The organism is Thermococcus paralvinellae (assembly GCF_000517445.1).
Taxonomy (GTDB): Archaea; Methanobacteriota_B; Thermococci; order Thermococcales; family Thermococcaceae; genus Thermococcus_B; species Thermococcus_B paralvinellae.
The window spans coordinates 719,103-734,147 of record NZ_CP006965.1 but is presented as its reverse complement, the minus strand read 5'-3'; the positions used below and the strand labels follow the sequence as shown (position 1 = coordinate 734,147).

The window sequence follows — 15,045 nt, the reverse complement described above, 5'->3', positions numbered from 1 at the left end:
ATCTTACCTTGAAGATTTTTAGTCTTTTCTAAATAAAGCTTTTAAGCACTTATCAATCAATCCACAACATAACGTGTGGAGGTTTTGCCATGACAAAGTTCATATTTGTCACAGGTGGAGTCGTGAGTGGTCTAGGAAAAGGAATAACGAGCGCATCAATAGGCCTTCTCATGAAAGCAAGGGGCTTTAAGACTACAAACATTAAAATTGACCCATATCTCAACTATGACGCCGGAACTATGAATCCTTACCAGCACGGTGAAGTTTTTGTTCTCGATGACGGTGGAGAAGTGGACTTGGATTTAGGCAATTATGAGAGATTTTTAGATACAAATCTTACATTTGACCATAATATAACAACGGGAAAAGTTTATTCTGCAGTTATTGAAAAGGAGAGGCGAGGAGATTATTTGGGTGCGACGGTTCAAGTCATCCCACACATCACAAATGAAATTAAGGAGAGAATAAGGAGAATAGCCAGAGATTATGATGTTGTCATTGTGGAAATTGGTGGAACTGTTGGTGATATTGAAAGCATGCCCTTCTTAGAGGCGGCCCGTCAGATGCAGCTTGAGGAAGGAAGAGAGAATGTTGCATTCGTGCATGTAACTTATGTTCCAAAGCTTAAGGTTGTTGGCGAGCAGAAGACAAAGCCAACTCAGCACAGTGTTAAAGAACTCCGCTCTTTGGGTATACAACCAGATGCCATTGTTGCAAGAAGTGAAGATCCTCTTGAAGAAAGCGCACGTAAAAAGATCAGCCTCTTCACGAACGTTCCAGAGGAAGCTGTGATAAGCGCATATGACGTTGAAGACACTTACGAGGTTCCACTTTTGCTTGAGAGAGAAGGACTCGGAAAATACCTCGTTAAGAGGCTCGGTCTTGAAAATAGAGAGCCTGAATTGAAAGCCTGGGAAAAAATGGTTGCTAAATACAAGAGCCTCAAAGATTCTGTTGAAATCGCAATAGTCGGAAAGTATGTGAAGCTCAAGGACTCATATCTGAGCATAATCGAGGCATTGAAGCATTCAAGTGTTGCAAATGAAGTAAAAGTCAAAATCAGGTGGATTGAAGCAGAGGACGTTGAGAAATACGGCACTGGCTTGCTTGAGGGTGTTGATGGCATAATAGTACCGGGAGGCTTTGGTGCAAGAGGGACTGAAGGCAAGATGATGGCAATCAGATATGCAAGAGAAAATAACATTCCATTCTTGGGGATATGCTTTGGATTCCAGCTGACTGTTGTAGAGTTTGCAAGGAATGTTTTGGGGCTCAAAGGAGCACATTCGACGGAAATTGATCCAAATACACCCTATCCCGTCGTTGATTTGCTGCCTGAGCAGAGAGGCATTGACAAGCTTGGAGGAACAATGCGCTTGGGAGCTTATCCTGTGAAAATTAAACCAAATACGTTAGCTCATAGAGTATATGGAACAGAGCTTGTGTATGAGAGACACAGGCACAGATGGGAGGTCAATCCGGATTACATTGAGGAGTTTGAGAGAGCCGGTTTAATTTTCAGCGGAATATCTGGAGATGACAGGAGGAGGATGGAGATACTTGAATTGCCAGAGCATAGGTACTTCATTGCAACACAGTTCCATCCAGAGTTCAAGTCAAGACCTATGAAACCAGCCCCAGTATTCAGAGGGCTGGTAAAAGCGGCAAAAGAAAAGAAATTTGATAAATGAACTTACTCTTCTTCTATTTCTTTTGTTAGGGAGAGGTAAAACAAGGTTGCAGCAGTCATCGAAAAGGCGTTGCTCAGTCCGTTAAATGGAGCCTTTATGATGCCCGCAAGGAGCTGGTTGTCAATGAATCTTGTGAGCATTGTGGGAAGGCCTATAATCACCATGGCTGTAAAGACAAAAATTCCAAAGCCAATCGTTGAAAAAAGCTTGTTAAGTGCAAGCCTGTAAACCTTAAGCGCTGACCTTATGGATTTCGTTTTCACGTATGCCGGTATAAGAAGCAAGGATGCTGGAGCGACATAAAGTAAGATAAGCAGAGATACAATTGCCAAGAAAAAGAAGTTATTCACGACGCTTCCGGGTATCGTGAAGGATTCCGCTTTCATTATTTCGCTGTAGAGATACACAAATGGTGGGGCAACCACTAAAATGGTAACCATCCAGCTAAGAACATTCAAAAAAGCCGCTTGAGGCAGATTTTTAAGGGCTTCAAATACAGTCTGTGTTATTTGGTAGTCCTTCTGTCTTATAATATCTAAAACTTCTCTACTAACTGAATAGCTCGAAATTGCCTGTATGATAGACGTCAAAATTCCAAAAATTACAGCATCTTTCACAAAATCGTGGACAAAGTTTCTCAGCTGCTCCTTTGCAACCTCGGCACTTTCCTGGGGAAACTGGAAGTTGGCATTGTTGTTGGAGGTGTTGATGGGGGCTAAGATGAATGCTATCAGGATAGGCACCACAACAAGGCTGGATTTTTTGTGAGCATGTTAATGGCGTTCTCTACAGACTTTACAGCTCCCACAAACATCACCATAGTTAAAACGACTCCACAGGTTAAAAATGTTACTATATACAAGGAGAAAAGAATGGAAGATGAAGGTGGAAAACTTCAGACTCCAAAGTCGTTAAACTCCTTCTGCACTTCTTCCAAGATTTCCTCTTCAAGGTTCCTCTCTTCTTTTGTAAGTTCGAGATAAAGCATTAGCCCTCCAACAGACATCACAGCTTGCATTAAAGCTTGAAACGGTGCTTCAATTAAATTCAAAAGCAGCTGCGTTACAAATCCCGACGCTCCCAGTGTTGCAAGCCCCATGAAAGAGCCTGGCACCACCATTATCAGAGCCGTAGAAATCAACAAAAGAATCCCAAACGCCAAAGTTGAGAGCTTGTTTTTAAAAGCTACACTAAAGCATTCAAGTGCCGCACTTATTGAGCCTTTGATTACATATATTGGAACTGCCATTGAGCCCAAGCCAACGAGGAAGAAAACTAGGGGAAGTTCAATTAGTATCACAAGGAAGATAGCTGCCAATAGAAGACCCTCAGATCCCGTCATTGCTCCAGCTGCCAGAGGGATAATAACCAGAATGAGCGGGATCATTATTATTACAAGCACAATTAACCCTATGATGAGGTTTACAAGGAATACTTGGATCATATTCCTGAAACCTTCTGTGAATAGCTGGGATATGGGATATTCCTCACCTTTCTCTGCCGTGAGAACTCCTTTTATAATTGCATACTGGCTGATTGCATTTAGCAATGCCGAGAGAACTCCCAGAAGGGAGAGAATTTTAATGTAATCCATGAATTTCTCCATATCTTCTTTTGAAATTATGCTACCATATTCCTCCACAATAACGTTTCCCTCTTGTTTTTGCTCAAGATTCTTTTGCATCTCCTCAGTAAATAACGCTGTGTAGTCCTTCAGAAGGTAAGCTGAGATTGGTGCTAGCAGAAGTGCAATAACAAGAGGGATAAGCAATAGTTTTGGATGTTTGGTTATAGTCTCAATAGTTTTAGCAAAGGCATTTATAGCTCCCATTAACTACCACCTTAATCAGTAATTGTTTGGAATGTTTTAAATCTTTTCTGGGAAAAAGCTTATAAACAAACTCCTTAAAATGCCCATAGGATTAAGATCATCATGAGGTGAGAGATATGGCTATTTGGCAAGGAAGATCACTCAAAAAGCCTTCAGGTGGAAGAATTGTCCTCGCAAGAAAGAAAAGAAAGAGGGAGCTTGGAAGAGAACCAGCCTTCACTAGAGTTGCTGAATACAAAGAGGAAAGAAAAATCATCAGAACATTCGGTGGAAACAGAAAGGTAAGACTTGTTCAGGCACTCTATGCAAATGTCTTCGACGGCGGGAAGGGCAAGAAAGTTAAAATTTTGGGTGTCGTCGAGAACCCAGCAAACAGGCAGTACGTTAGAAGAAACATCATCACAAAGGGCGCAATCATTCAGACTGAGATTGGGAAGGCAATCGTCACCTCAAGACCGGGGCAAGATGGTGTTGTTAACGCTGTTTTAATAAAAGAGGAGAAGAGCGCCTGATTTTGAGCCTCTTCTATAATTTTACTTTTGCTGACCCTTTTTGCATAATAATTGTGATGTGAATAGCTTAATATATAATGTGAGCTTATGTTTGATTGGTGAGATTTGTGGAGTATAGCAGAATTGAAAAGATTTTAGCGAGTGCTTTTGTCTTGTTCCTCCTTTTAGCGAGCATAAATTTTCTGAGCGAGCTTAACAATGCCATTGAAAGACCAGATTTTCGAGATTATGAATCTAAGTATGTATCTAAAGAGCTTTTGGAAAACCGGAGCAGATTGTTAGTCATGTTTAAGCATTTTAGGAACCTACATGAAGAAGCAAAGACCAATTTAACAAAGGCAAATGAGCTCTATATTTTCAAGCGTGAGGAATATAGGGTTGCTTTAGAGAGTGGCAATGCCGCAGAAGAGATTAAAAATGAGTATTTAAGGGCAAAAGAGGAATATGAAAAAGCATATTTAGCTTTTCAAGTCATTGAAAGGGCGTATGTAGATATAGAAAAACAGCTAAACAGCGTTAACCAACAGATTGATCAGCTGAGAGAAAAGGCTTATCAAGAGTATAGAAATGCTTACTCTGCTTATCGAGCAAAAGTTTTAGCCCTAAAGCTCATTTTTGTAATCCCCATATTTTTGGCTTCGTTCCTCATATTTAGGCGTTATAAGAACATCTATGCTGTATCCCTAATCGCTTATTCGTCCCTCCTGTTCGCTTACTTGATAGTTCAAGCAGTTTGGAACACTTTTCAAGTAATTGGCTTGAGCCTTTTTGGTGCTGTAGCAACGGTTTTAGCTTTATACTACATCAGAAAAGAATACTTCAAGCTCGAAAAAGTTTACAAGCGCAGAATTGGGCAAAACAGATGTTATATCTGTGGATTTCCAATAAAAGATGATTATCTAGTCTGCCCGAACTGTGAAGCTAAGCTGAGGGAGAAATGCGAAAAATGTGGAGAAATGAAGCCAGTTCATTTGGAATTTTGTCCTTACTGCGGAACATCTTTGGCGGAGTAAATTGCCCTCTCTAGCTCTGGCTTTAGAATTCCCAATATTTTCTTTTTAACTTTGTCAACTCCAAGCCCATCTTTAGCCACAATTCTTATAGGCTCTATCCCTTTAGCTCTCAAGAACTCTTCAACTTTACTTATCTTTTCTTCATCAGCTACATCAACTTTGTTCAAAACAACTATGAATGGGAAATCTTTGAACTCCTCGTAAATCTCTTCGAAGAGATGCATCTGCTCCTCAAGTGGAAATCCACAGTACTCTGATGGATCAAAGATGTAAATTATTACTCTTCCAAGGTGCTTTAATGCTAAAATTGCTTGCCTTTCTATTTCATTGCGCTCACTCAGAGGTCTGTCAAGCAAACCTGGAGTGTCTATAACCTGATACTTGAGCCAGTGCTCCTCGAATTGCCCAACGTTAATTCCCTTGGTTGTGAAGGGATAACTCGCCACTTCTGGCTTTGCATTTGTGAGCTGCCTGAGAAGAGTTGACTTTCCAACATTTGGATGTCCAGCTATGACAATGGTTGGCAGGCTGAGGTCAATAACTGGCAAATCCTTCAAAACATCTCTCGCCTTGTTGAGATACTCTAAGTTGTCTGCAATGTCCTTAATGACGCTTGCAACTCTTCCGTAAAACTGCCTTCTAAGCTGAGCAATCTCATTTGGGTCTCTTGAATATCTAATCTTTTCCACGTATCTCTCTTCAAGCGTTCTTATTGTCTTTATTGCCCAATTCACAGACGCTAAAGCCTTATGGAACATCTTTCTATCAACTAGCGTGTCAACTAACTCTTGATAGAATGGAGGCAGAGTTGAGACACCAGGAGTTCTGTCAAGGATTTTCCTCAAATTATCCCTAATGACGTTTGAAACAGTTCTTATTCTAAGCTCCTCCCTCTGTCTCGCTTTGCTTATTTTATTCCCTCGCGGGGTGAATGATGATGCTGCTTTTTCGGCTCTCCTAAAGGCTTTATCAATGAGTTCATCAGCTAAAAGGATAGTTGGCATTTTTTCAAAAGGATTTTTCATTTCTCTCACCTCTTTCTTTGTCTCGCCTTTCTTAGGTTTTACAATTGGGTTTTTAAAGCTTTGGAGTTAAAATCTCTCTAAAATCTTTGGGATATCTTGAGGCTCAAGCGCAGTCTCAACGATATAACCTTTTTCAATTAAAATTTTGTTAAAGAGTTCCTCCCTCCTCCAGCCGTCTAAAGTAACGTCGCCATGAAACATGACCTCTGGGAGAAGGAGAATGCCTAAATCAACCTCCGGCAATTGTTTGACAGTTCTCAATATATCATATCCCGTCAAAAGTCCAGCTGTGCCGATATTCCCGCCAAATACTTCATTCTTAACCATAACAACGTTGAGCTTTGGGAATAAGCGCTTCATCTCCGGATATGCAAGCTCGCCCGTTAGGATATACGTTGGAATATTCATATCAATGTCAAAGGGTTTCAAGCCAGTTGTGAACTCCCCTAAAAGGGCTTGGAAAATTGGAGGGATGATAATTTTTATATCTAGCTCCTTTTGCTTCTCTAACGCAACATTCTTCACAAAGAGAAGCTCCTCTCTCGTCAGTGCTCTCGTTCTTGAAAACCTTGTAACTCCAATTGGAAAGAGTCTAACTTCATGAACTCCAAAACTGTCCAAATCATCTAAAATTTCCCCAATATCATTGACGTTATATCCAGGAGTGAGAATTATGTCGGCAATCATTCTAAAGTGCTCCACAATTTTTGGTATTAAATCAATGACTTTTCCAGCATTTCTGTTATGCATGAGCTTTATCCTAACCTCTTTTTTGGTAGTGTGAAGAGAAATCTGGATTTCGTCTAAGCCAGCCTTGTAGAGCGATTCTATACGCTTTTCATCAAACCGAACATTTGCGGAAGTGTCAGTAACGCGAATCCACAAATCGTAATGCTCTCTTGCGTAGGCAATCCTCTTTTCCAGCTGGTGGTCATTTAGAGTGTCATGCTTGGCAACCCGATAGATCATCTGGAGAGGATTTTGAGTGAGATAGCAGAATACACAGTCGTTTCCACAGGGGCCAGCTTTAGATGAGGGAGGAATAATCAGCAGATCATCTCGCTCATCAACCATATCCAGCTCAAATTTTGTAATTTTTCTAAGTTTGTAGTCTTCTGTCAGTTCATACATGGTTAAAAGGAGAAAAAGTTGCCTTAAAAAGGATTTTATGGATAATTTATCCCAGTTCAATAACTTTGCCTACGTAAAGTGGCTCAAAGGCTTTTCCAAATTCAGTCATGAAAAATCCCATTGCTTCAAATCCAGTGCAGTGACCAGCATAAAGCTTTTCAACTTTTAGCTCCTTTAATTTCTCAACAGTCTCTTTTAAGAGCTCAGGCTTTGCACCGATTAAGTGAAATCCACCGATGAGAGCTTTGATTTGTTTGTTCATGAGCTTTTGAGCATGCATGGCTATGTTAATTACTCCGCTATGTCCACAGCCGGTTATTACTGCTATGCTATCACCTAAGTCAAGAATTAGAGCCATATCATCTTTCACTTCATCTCTCACGAGCTTTTCATTCTCGATCTTGTACCCAACGGCTCTGTCCCATGTAACTCTCTCAATTTCTCCGCTTGAATAAATGCCTTCAACAATTTGGATGGGATCTCTGGTTAATATGAACTCTGCTCCTAATTCTTCAAGCTCCTCTCTCTTAAACGGCAAACTTATATCTTTCAAATGCGGCTTTAATGCAACTCTCTTGACAAATATTTCTGGGTGAGCAATGATTGTCAGCTTCTTTCCTCCTCTCGCTTCAAGAAGAGCTTTTAAGCCCTCTGTGTGGTCATAATGCCCATGAGTTAAGAAGAGATAATCAACATCTGCAGGCTTAATTTCTAGCGCGTTCATGTTTTTCAACAAAATTTCGCCATCAACTCCAGTATCAACTAATATTTTGTATCCTTTGTGCTCCACTAAAGCTGAGAATCCATGCCCACCCCATAAACCTTTCTTAAATCCACTGTGATTTTCAAAAAGTATTGTAATCTTCATTTTTCATCACCAAAATTAGATTAGCCGAACAGCATAAAGCTTTTTCTCGAAAAGTTTATTTTTCCAGGCACTTTAATACTTTATCAGTGATTTGTTATGAATTATACCGAAGCAATTATAATGGGCATATTGCAGGGATTTACTGAATGGCTACCGATAAGCAGTTCTGGTCAGGTAATGTTAGCACTGATAAACTTTTTTGGAATTTCCCCAGAAAAAGCTCATTCCTATGCTTTACTTCTCCATTTTGGAACTCTCTTTGCAGTGCTATTTAAATTTAGATATGAGTTAGGAAAGATTTTAATGAACCTCATAACACTCAGATGGGGTGAAGAGGAGACATTTCTCTTTTACTCAACGCTCTTTACTGCAGTGGTTGGGTTTCCACTTTACAAAGCATTCAAGACAGCTGTTGCATCACTAAATGTTGAGTCTGTGAATGGAATAGTAGGCTTTGCTTTGATATTAACTGGAATAGTCCTAGCTAGGAGCAGAGAAAATCCCAAAGATGAATTTGAGCAAATTGTTACAAAGAAGAGAAAAGGGGAAGTTACGATTGTAGAAGCAATAATTGCAGGTATTGCCCAAGGTGTAGCTATTTTACCAGGAATTTCGCGTTCAGGAATGACTATCGGGGCCTTACTTTTGCTTGGAGTCGAACAGAAAAAAGCTGTGAAGCTCAGTTTCTTAATGGCAGTTCCAGCGATTTTTGGTGCTCTCTTTCTGGAACTTCGAGCTGTAAATGAACCTATCACAGTATCTTTAGCAGCTGTACTGAGCGCATTCATCGTGAGCTTACTGACACTTGAGGGAATGCTTAAATTAGCAGAAAAGTTAAATTTTTCTAAGTTTTGTATATTATTTGGTAGCATAGCTGTGATTGCTTCGTTAATGGGGGTGTTAATTTGAAAGGTGTGATACTTGCAGCTGGGAAAGGTGAAAGATTAAGACCTTTAACTGATGACAGACCGAAAGTTCTGTTGAAAGTTGCAAATAGGGCAATTATAGAGTACGTTCTCGATAATCTGTATCCATTTGTTGATGAATTCATAATCGTCGTCAGATATCAGAAAGAGAAGCTGATTGAGTTTTTGGGTGATGAATACAACGGCAAACCAATCACTTACGTAGAGCAAGTTGAAGGAGAAGGCACTGCGAGGGCAATATATTCTGCAAAAGAGTTCATTGAAGGAGAATCTTTTTTGGCAGTTAATGGGGATATTTATTTTGAGAGAGATGCTGTGAAAGCTCTTCTTCACGCATTTAGGAAAGCAGATGTTGCTCTTTTAGTTAAGGAGTTTGAAGACTTAAGCCATTTTGGAAAAATTGAAGTCGAAGGGAAGTATGTCAAAGAAATCAAAGAAAAGCCGGGAAACATCAGAGGCTATGCAAATCTCGGAATCTATTTATTCAAGCCAGATGTCTTTGAATTCATTGAAAAAACCCCACTGAGTAAGCGCGGTGAGTATGAAATAACAGACACGATTAATCTCATGATAAAAACAGGCAGAAGAGTTACCTATGCAGTTTATGATGGCTATTGGAACGACATTGGGAGGCCTTGGGATTTGCTCAATTTGAACGAGTATATCCTCAAGAATCATTTGAAGCATGAGATTAGAGGAGTTGTAGAGGAAGGAGCAACAATAATACCTCCAGTTGAGATTGGAGAGGGCACAGTTGTTAAAAGCGGCGCATATATCGTTGGTCCAGTGAAAATTGGAAAGAACTGTAAAATTGGTCCCAACTGCTTCATAAGGCCCTATACTAGCATCGGCAACCACTGTCACATCGGAAATGCAGTTGAGATCAAAAACTCAATAATAATGGATCACAGCAATGCCCCACATTTGAACTACGTTGGAGACTCGATTATTGGAGAGCACACAAACTTAGGAGCTGGGACCATAACAGCAAATCTGAGGCACGATAATAGGACGATAAAGGTCGAAGTAAAAGGCAAACTTGAAGACAGTGGGAGGAGAAAATTGGGGGCAATTATTGGACACAATGTCAAAGTCGGAATAAATGTCACCATATATCCCGGTAGAAAGATAGGAAGCAACTCATTTGTTGGACCTGGAGTGATAGTTGATAAAAATGTCCCGTCAAATAGTTTGGTTATTGTTAAACAACAGAAAGAAATAATTGAAAGGTGAGAAAGGTTGGATGTCATTCCTATTTTAAATTTCATATCCAGATGGGTTATATTTGTTGTAGTAGCCTACAAGTTCACTAAAACCAAAGAAAAAGGGTGGCTTTTGCTGTCTTTGGCTTTCTTTTTAAATGCTATAGAACCCGAGAATTATGTCATTAAGCCTCTGGGGCTTCAGATAAACCCTGCAGTAGAAGAAGTTTTAATAATGGTAAATGCCTTCCTAATTGGATTCATTCTTCTGTGGGGTGCTATTCACATTAAAAAGCCAACTTCAGACGTAAATGATGTAATGTACTTTGCTATCTTTTCTTCAGCTGCTTATATCTGGGTTTTTATAATGTCCACCAGTGAGCTTTCCAATCTATCCTATAGCTTCACATTAAAGATGCTGTTCCCTCTGGCAGTATATGGTTTTGCAAACATGTATGCAGCAAAGGTTCTTTATGCTCATGTTCCGAAAAGAGATTATGTAGCAATGCTTTTCCCAGTGGGGATGTTTCTTCTTGGAGCTTTAAACCTTACATATCCATTCACCCGAAATATAGAGTGGTTTGCTCCATATGGATTTCTCATGGGAGCAATCTTTAGAGTGATAATGGCAATTGGAGCAGTTAAATTCGTATTTTATCCTATAACCCCTCCCAGAAGGGAGAAAAGAACAATAGCTTCAAGAAACTTTTATCTATTTACAAATCCCGATGAGGTTAGACAAATGTTTCCTAATCTATTTTCGGAGAACAATGTTATTATGATCACTAGAAAAGACCCACGCATGTTTTCTATGGAAAATGACATGCTCATTTACTGGATAACAAAAATCAAAGAGGGTATCATTGATGATAATCCCAGGATTTTTGCCATGTCTCCAACAAAAATAGACATCCTAATAGATCTTGTTACAAAAGGATTAAAGCAAGGGTATAATGTGGTATATATTGATGCGTTTGAATACTTAATGCTGGAGAATGGATTTGAATCTGCGTTTAAATTCCTATTAAGTCTTAAAGATAGGGTCATAGGGGAGAACGGAACCTTGATTTTTGTTGTAAGCCTAGATGCATTGAGCGAGAAACAGAGAAAATTGATAGAGAGGGAGTTCACTAAATATGAGTAAAGAACTTAGGAAAATTTAGCGCCAGAGTTCAAGCTTGTCGAGGAATCTCTTGGTATACCTTAAATCTCTTTGCAACTCTACTTTTTGGAGTAATTGTCTTTCAATAGCTCTCAATGCATCGTGAACTGCCTGAATTGCTCCCCATGTCTCGCCTGTTGCTACGAAAACGCCTTTATCCGTTACAACTCTCATTCTTGCTTGGTATAGATGAACTCCTCTGAACTTCTCATTGAACCTTCTTATGTGTAGGTAAATTATTCCTTCATCGCCCAGGATATCTGCATAACCGTCAACGAACTTTTTGATGTCTTTGATAATCCTCTCTCTTGTGAAATCACTCAATAAATGAGCATCTCCTCCGAGCTGGAGGTAAAACTTAGCTTCTTTTTCGACCATTCTTGAAATTGGAAGCAGCAAATCCTTAACTGTTAGGACGCCAACAATCTTGTTTTCTTCATTAACAACCAGTAGACCATCAATGTGGTTGTCTATCATTGTGGCAACTGCTTCTCTTATAGTTGCATCTGGAAGTATTGTGATAACACCCCTCATCATGACCTCCCTTAGCTGGGTTGAGAATGGTGGTATCTTCTCTCCTGCAAGTTCTCCATATTGGGCTTTGAATCTTGGCTTTATGAAGCGGATTATTAAGTCGTGGAGTGTTACTAATCCTTCAAGCTTTCCTTCTTCATTTACAATTGGAATTCTTGAGATACTATGGTCTCTCATCGTTGCTAAAGCCTTTGCAACAGTATCATCCGGCTTTAGGGTTATTACATCTGTTGTCATGAACTCTTTTACCTGTTTTTTACCAAATTCTTCCTTAGCAACTCTATCCAAAAGTGAGATATCGCTTATTATACCATAAATGTTGGACTTATCCTCTCCAACAGGCAGTGATTTTAAGTCAGTCTCCAACATCAGCTTTGCAGCTAAGCTTAAATCATCTGTGGGCTTTACAACAGGGGCAGGCTTGTAAACATCCCTAACTTTAGCTTTAGTTGGATCCCATTTTAAGTGGGATCTAATTAGCAAATCTTGAGTAACAACACCTTTGTAAGTCTTTCCGTCAAATACAAGAATTAAATCTGGATTTTCTGTCTCAAAAATTCCAATTGCTTCAGAAAGCGGGGCGTTTATGTCGATCTTTGCAAACTTGTCGGTCATAACTTCTTGTACGAGAATTCCGACCATTCCTGTCACCTCCTTTCAATTTTATCTATGTCTCTCATTCCATTTAAACCTTGTCTTCTAAATTTAATCAGAGCCCGAAAATATTTTAGTAATAAAAGGTTAATAAAGTTTTTGCCAATAAGGTTTATAAAAGCCCAGCATAACACTCTCATGGAGCCGGGGTAGCCTAGCCAGGGAAGGCGGTGGACTCGAGATCCACTGGGCGTTCGCCCGCCGGGGTTCAAATCCCCGCCCCGGCGCCAACGCCGAGCTTTTTTATAGAGTTTAATGGCAAGAATTGGAGAAAAACACAATAAAATAATTAAACAGTTATGTAATTATTGTAGCTCCATCTTTTTCAACAATCACTGTGTGCTCAAACTGAGACACCAATCCTCCCCGAATTTCCTTCAATATTGGATAGCTGTAAATAGCCCCAGCTTTTTCGAGTTGCATTAATGCTAGTCTCAGTTGTGGCTCGGGCATTAAGTCCTGAATCCATCTATACGCGAAAGGCAATGTAGAGAAGTTCTTTCGTATGTAGTTTAACAAGTTCCTTGCCTGAGGCATCCTTACAGGTCTGTTCCTTATAAACATGAATATCAACGCTGGAGGAACTTCAATAACCTGTCCAGCACCTGTGGTTGCGAAAGGCTCTATTGCCAGTACTTCTCCTTCTTTTAATGTGTATGTATCATGAGGTCTATATATGTTGGGAATTGAAATTCCTGAATGAAGCTTGTACCTCTGGATTATATGCCCACTGAGGTTCACTATTGGATTAAATCCATAACTTCTGATTGTTTCCTCAATTACCTTTCCAATCTCATTTATTTTAACTCCTGCTCTCACGACGCTTATTGCATTTTCAAGTGCCTCTCTTGCGGCTCTCATTAAATCATCCTCTTCCATCCCAACTCTAACTGTAATTGCAGTATCTGCTATATAGCCATCAATGTGGACCCCCAAGTCAACTTTCAAATAGTCCCCTTCTTTAAGAACAGTCTTATCTCCCTTGTATGGAGTGTAATGAGCAGCAAGCTCATTTAGTGATAAATTGCACGGAAAGGCAGGCTTTCCTCCGAGCTCTACAATTCGCTTTTCAACAAACTCTGCTATTTCATATAGTGAAGTGCCAGGTTTTATTAGCTTTATAACTTCCTCTTTAACTTGTTTCGCAATTTCACCGGCTTTGATAAGCTTTTCCCTTTCTTCATTCATTTGACTACCCCCATAACCTTCTCATAAAGCTCAAACGCTTTTCTCTCTGCTTTCTCCATGAGTTTATCCTCATTTACGACAAGAATTTCTCTATTTAGCATTAAAGGCTTTCCATTTACAATGAGTCCATCAACATCTCCAGCCCTCATAGAATAGACGGCAAGTGTAATTGGGTCATAAAACGGCTTAAGATGTGGACTATTAAGATCAATGAGCACCAAATCTGCCAAATAACCTTCTTCAACTCTCCCAGCTTTAAATCCAAGAGCTTTAGCACCATTTTCAGTTGCAACCTTGAAGACTTCTTTGGCTTTTGCTATCGTTGGATCCCAGCGGTGATTTTTCTGAGATATAGCGAAAACTTTCATCTCTTCAAACATGTCAAAGTTGTTGTTGCTTGCAACACCATCTGTCCCCAATGTTACAAGAACACCGTACTCTTTCATTTCTGGATAAGGCATAACACCTCCAGAAGCAAGCTTTAAATTGGAGACGGGATTGTGAGATACTTTAACATCATATTTTGCAAGCGTTCTTATCTCAGCCTTAGTAAGCCAAACTGCATGAGCAGCTAAGACATTTTTGTCTAGAAATCCAATGCTTTCCAAAAGCTCAACAGGTCTCTTTCCATAGCGTTTTTGAACTTCATAAACTTCCCATTTCGTTTCTGATAAGTGAATTTGGACTAAAAGCCCATATCTATCTGCAATTTCTTTTGCCTGCTGAAGTATTTCAATGTTGCAGGAATAAATCGAGTGAGGGGCAATGCTTGGTTTTATTAATTCACGATTTTTATATTTCTTTGCAAAATTTTCAACGATTTTAAAAGCATCCTCGGGAGTTTCGGCCTCGGGAGAGGGAAATTCAAAAATAGTGGTGCCTAGAACTCCCCTCAACCCCAAAAGTTCTAGGGCTTCAGAGACTTTATCCATAAAGAAGTACATGTCTGCAATCGCAGCAATTCCAGAGCGTATCAGCTCAAGTCCCCCGAGCATGGCTCCCCAATAGACATATTCTTCATTGATGTGCTTTTCCATTGGCCACACAACTTTTTCAAGCCAATCTTTAAGCCACATATCTTCTACAATTCCTCTAAAAAGACTCATTGAAAGGTGGGTGTGGGTGTTATAAAACGCTGGAAGTATGAGCTTTCTATTTCCATCTATTACAAAATCATCCTTGTACATTTCGTCATTTATACTTTGAATAATGTTTTCCTCAATATATATTGTGGCTTTTTTCCTGTCTGGTGTAAATACACCCTTTATCAGAATTCCCATGGTCTCCCCTCACGAAAATCTTTTATTT

At 39.7% G+C, this 15,045-nt stretch carries 14 protein-coding genes and 1 tRNA gene; 7 read left to right on the top strand and 8 right to left on the bottom strand.

Annotated features, from left to right (window positions below):
* Positions 1-89 precede the first annotated feature (89 nt).
* Positions 90-1,691, top strand: a complete 1,602-nt coding sequence (gene pyrG, locus TES1_RS04115; RefSeq protein WP_042680481.1) for a glutamine hydrolyzing CTP synthase — start codon at positions 90-92, stop codon at positions 1,689-1,691.
* Between the two features lie 2 nt (positions 1,692-1,693).
* Here the strand turns inward: pyrG and TES1_RS04110 are convergent, their stop codons facing one another.
* Together TES1_RS04110 and TES1_RS04105 are read right to left on the bottom strand one after the other, a co-directional pair.
* The gene (locus TES1_RS04110) at positions 1,694-2,434 is read right to left on the bottom strand and encodes a hypothetical protein (RefSeq protein WP_042680479.1); all 741 of its coding nucleotides are present in this window, start codon (positions 2,432-2,434) and stop codon (positions 1,694-1,696) included.
* Between the two features lie 152 nt (positions 2,435-2,586).
* Complete coding sequence (locus TES1_RS04105) at positions 2,587-3,522, bottom strand: hypothetical protein (RefSeq protein ID WP_042680477.1); 936 nt, start codon at positions 3,520-3,522, stop codon at positions 2,587-2,589.
* Positions 3,523-3,638: 116 nt separating this feature from the next.
* Between TES1_RS04105 and TES1_RS04100 the strand changes: the two genes are divergently transcribed.
* Positions 3,639-4,034 (top strand): 30S ribosomal protein S8e, encoded by a 396-nt coding sequence (locus TES1_RS04100; RefSeq protein WP_042680475.1) that lies wholly within the window; start codon positions 3,639-3,641, stop codon positions 4,032-4,034.
* 107 nt (positions 4,035-4,141) lie between these two features.
* A complete protein-coding gene (locus TES1_RS04095; protein WP_042680472.1) occupies positions 4,142-5,047 on the top strand; it encodes a zinc ribbon domain-containing protein in 906 nt (301 codons plus the stop codon).
* Here TES1_RS04095 and TES1_RS04090 read toward each other — a convergent pair.
* From TES1_RS04090 to TES1_RS04080, 3 genes are all read right to left on the bottom strand, one after another.
* Positions 5,020-6,072, bottom strand: a complete 1,053-nt coding sequence (locus TES1_RS04090; RefSeq protein WP_042680470.1) for an NOG1 family protein — start codon at positions 6,070-6,072, stop codon at positions 5,020-5,022. The two genes, TES1_RS04095 and TES1_RS04090, sit on opposite strands and share 28 nt — an antisense overlap.
* 66 nt (positions 6,073-6,138) lie before the next feature.
* Positions 6,139-7,203 carry a DUF512 domain-containing protein gene (locus TES1_RS04085; RefSeq protein WP_042682699.1) on the bottom strand — a complete coding sequence of 355 codons (1,065 nt, stop codon included), beginning with the start codon at positions 7,201-7,203 and terminating at the stop codon, positions 6,139-6,141.
* 46 nt (positions 7,204-7,249) lie between these two features.
* Positions 7,250-8,071, bottom strand: coding sequence for an MBL fold metallo-hydrolase (locus TES1_RS04080; protein WP_042680468.1), 822 nt, complete (start codon positions 8,069-8,071; stop codon positions 7,250-7,252).
* A gap of 96 nt (positions 8,072-8,167) precedes the next feature.
* Between TES1_RS04080 and TES1_RS04075 the strand changes: the two genes are divergently transcribed.
* The 3 genes from TES1_RS04075 to TES1_RS04065 all read left to right on the top strand — a co-directional run bounded on the left by TES1_RS04075 (position 8,168) and on the right by TES1_RS04065 (position 11,343).
* A complete protein-coding gene (locus TES1_RS04075; protein WP_042680466.1) occupies positions 8,168-8,980 on the top strand; it encodes an undecaprenyl-diphosphate phosphatase in 813 nt (270 codons plus the stop codon).
* Positions 8,977-10,230, top strand: a complete 1,254-nt coding sequence (glmU, locus tag TES1_RS04070) for a bifunctional sugar-1-phosphate nucleotidylyltransferase/acetyltransferase (protein ID WP_042680463.1) — start codon at positions 8,977-8,979, stop codon at positions 10,228-10,230. The genes TES1_RS04075 and glmU overlap by 4 nt, the downstream gene beginning before the upstream one ends.
* A gap of 111 nt (positions 10,231-10,341) precedes the next feature.
* Entirely contained in the window at positions 10,342-11,343 is a 1,002-nt protein-coding gene (locus tag TES1_RS04065) for a DUF835 domain-containing protein (protein WP_144080593.1), read from the top strand.
* A gap of 15 nt (positions 11,344-11,358) precedes the next feature.
* Here TES1_RS04065 and TES1_RS04060 read toward each other — a convergent pair whose 3' ends face one another.
* Complete coding sequence (locus tag TES1_RS04060; protein WP_042680460.1) at positions 11,359-12,537, bottom strand: CBS domain-containing protein; 1,179 nt, start codon at positions 12,535-12,537, stop codon at positions 11,359-11,361.
* 155 nt (positions 12,538-12,692) lie between these two features.
* Here TES1_RS04060 and TES1_RS04055 point away from each other — a divergent pair.
* A tRNA-Ser gene (locus TES1_RS04055) sits at positions 12,693-12,779 on the top strand.
* A 67-nt stretch (positions 12,780-12,846) separates the two neighbouring features.
* Here TES1_RS04055 and map read toward each other — a convergent pair.
* Positions 12,847-13,737: a type II methionyl aminopeptidase gene (map, locus tag TES1_RS04050; RefSeq protein WP_042680458.1), complete on the bottom strand. Its 891-nt coding sequence runs from the start codon at positions 13,735-13,737 to the stop codon at positions 12,847-12,849.
* Positions 13,734-15,017 (bottom strand): amidohydrolase, encoded by a 1,284-nt coding sequence (locus TES1_RS04045; RefSeq protein ID WP_042680456.1) that lies wholly within the window; start codon positions 15,015-15,017, stop codon positions 13,734-13,736. Before TES1_RS04045 ends, map begins: the two co-directional genes overlap by 4 nt.
* Positions 15,018-15,045: the final 28 nt, after the last annotated feature.

Excerpts from the sequence above, each read along its gene's own strand:
- pyrG (WP_042680481.1), top strand. The coding sequence starts at position 90 with ATGACAAAGTTCATATTTGTCACAGGTGGAGTCGTGAGTGGTCTAGGA.
- TES1_RS04105 (WP_042680477.1), bottom strand. The coding sequence starts at position 3,522 with ATGGGAGCTATAAATGCCTTTGCTAAAACTATTGAGACTATAACCAAA.
- TES1_RS04100 (WP_042680475.1), top strand. The coding sequence starts at position 3,639 with ATGGCTATTTGGCAAGGAAGATCACTCAAAAAGCCTTCAGGTGGAAGA.
- TES1_RS04090 (WP_042680470.1), bottom strand. The coding sequence starts at position 6,072 with ATGAAAAATCCTTTTGAAAAAATGCCAACTATCCTTTTAGCTGATGAA.
- TES1_RS04085 (WP_042682699.1), bottom strand. The coding sequence starts at position 7,203 with ATGTATGAACTGACAGAAGACTACAAACTTAGAAAAATTACAAAATTT.
- TES1_RS04080 (WP_042680468.1), bottom strand. The coding sequence starts at position 8,071 with ATGAAGATTACAATACTTTTTGAAAATCACAGTGGATTTAAGAAAGGT.
- TES1_RS04075 (WP_042680466.1), top strand. The coding sequence starts at position 8,168 with ATGAATTATACCGAAGCAATTATAATGGGCATATTGCAGGGATTTACT.
- TES1_RS04060 (WP_042680460.1), bottom strand. The coding sequence starts at position 12,537 with ATGGTCGGAATTCTCGTACAAGAAGTTATGACCGACAAGTTTGCAAAG.
- map (WP_042680458.1), bottom strand. The coding sequence starts at position 13,737 with ATGAATGAAGAAAGGGAAAAGCTTATCAAAGCCGGTGAAATTGCGAAA.
- TES1_RS04045 (WP_042680456.1), bottom strand. The coding sequence starts at position 15,017 with ATGGGAATTCTGATAAAGGGTGTATTTACACCAGACAGGAAAAAAGCC.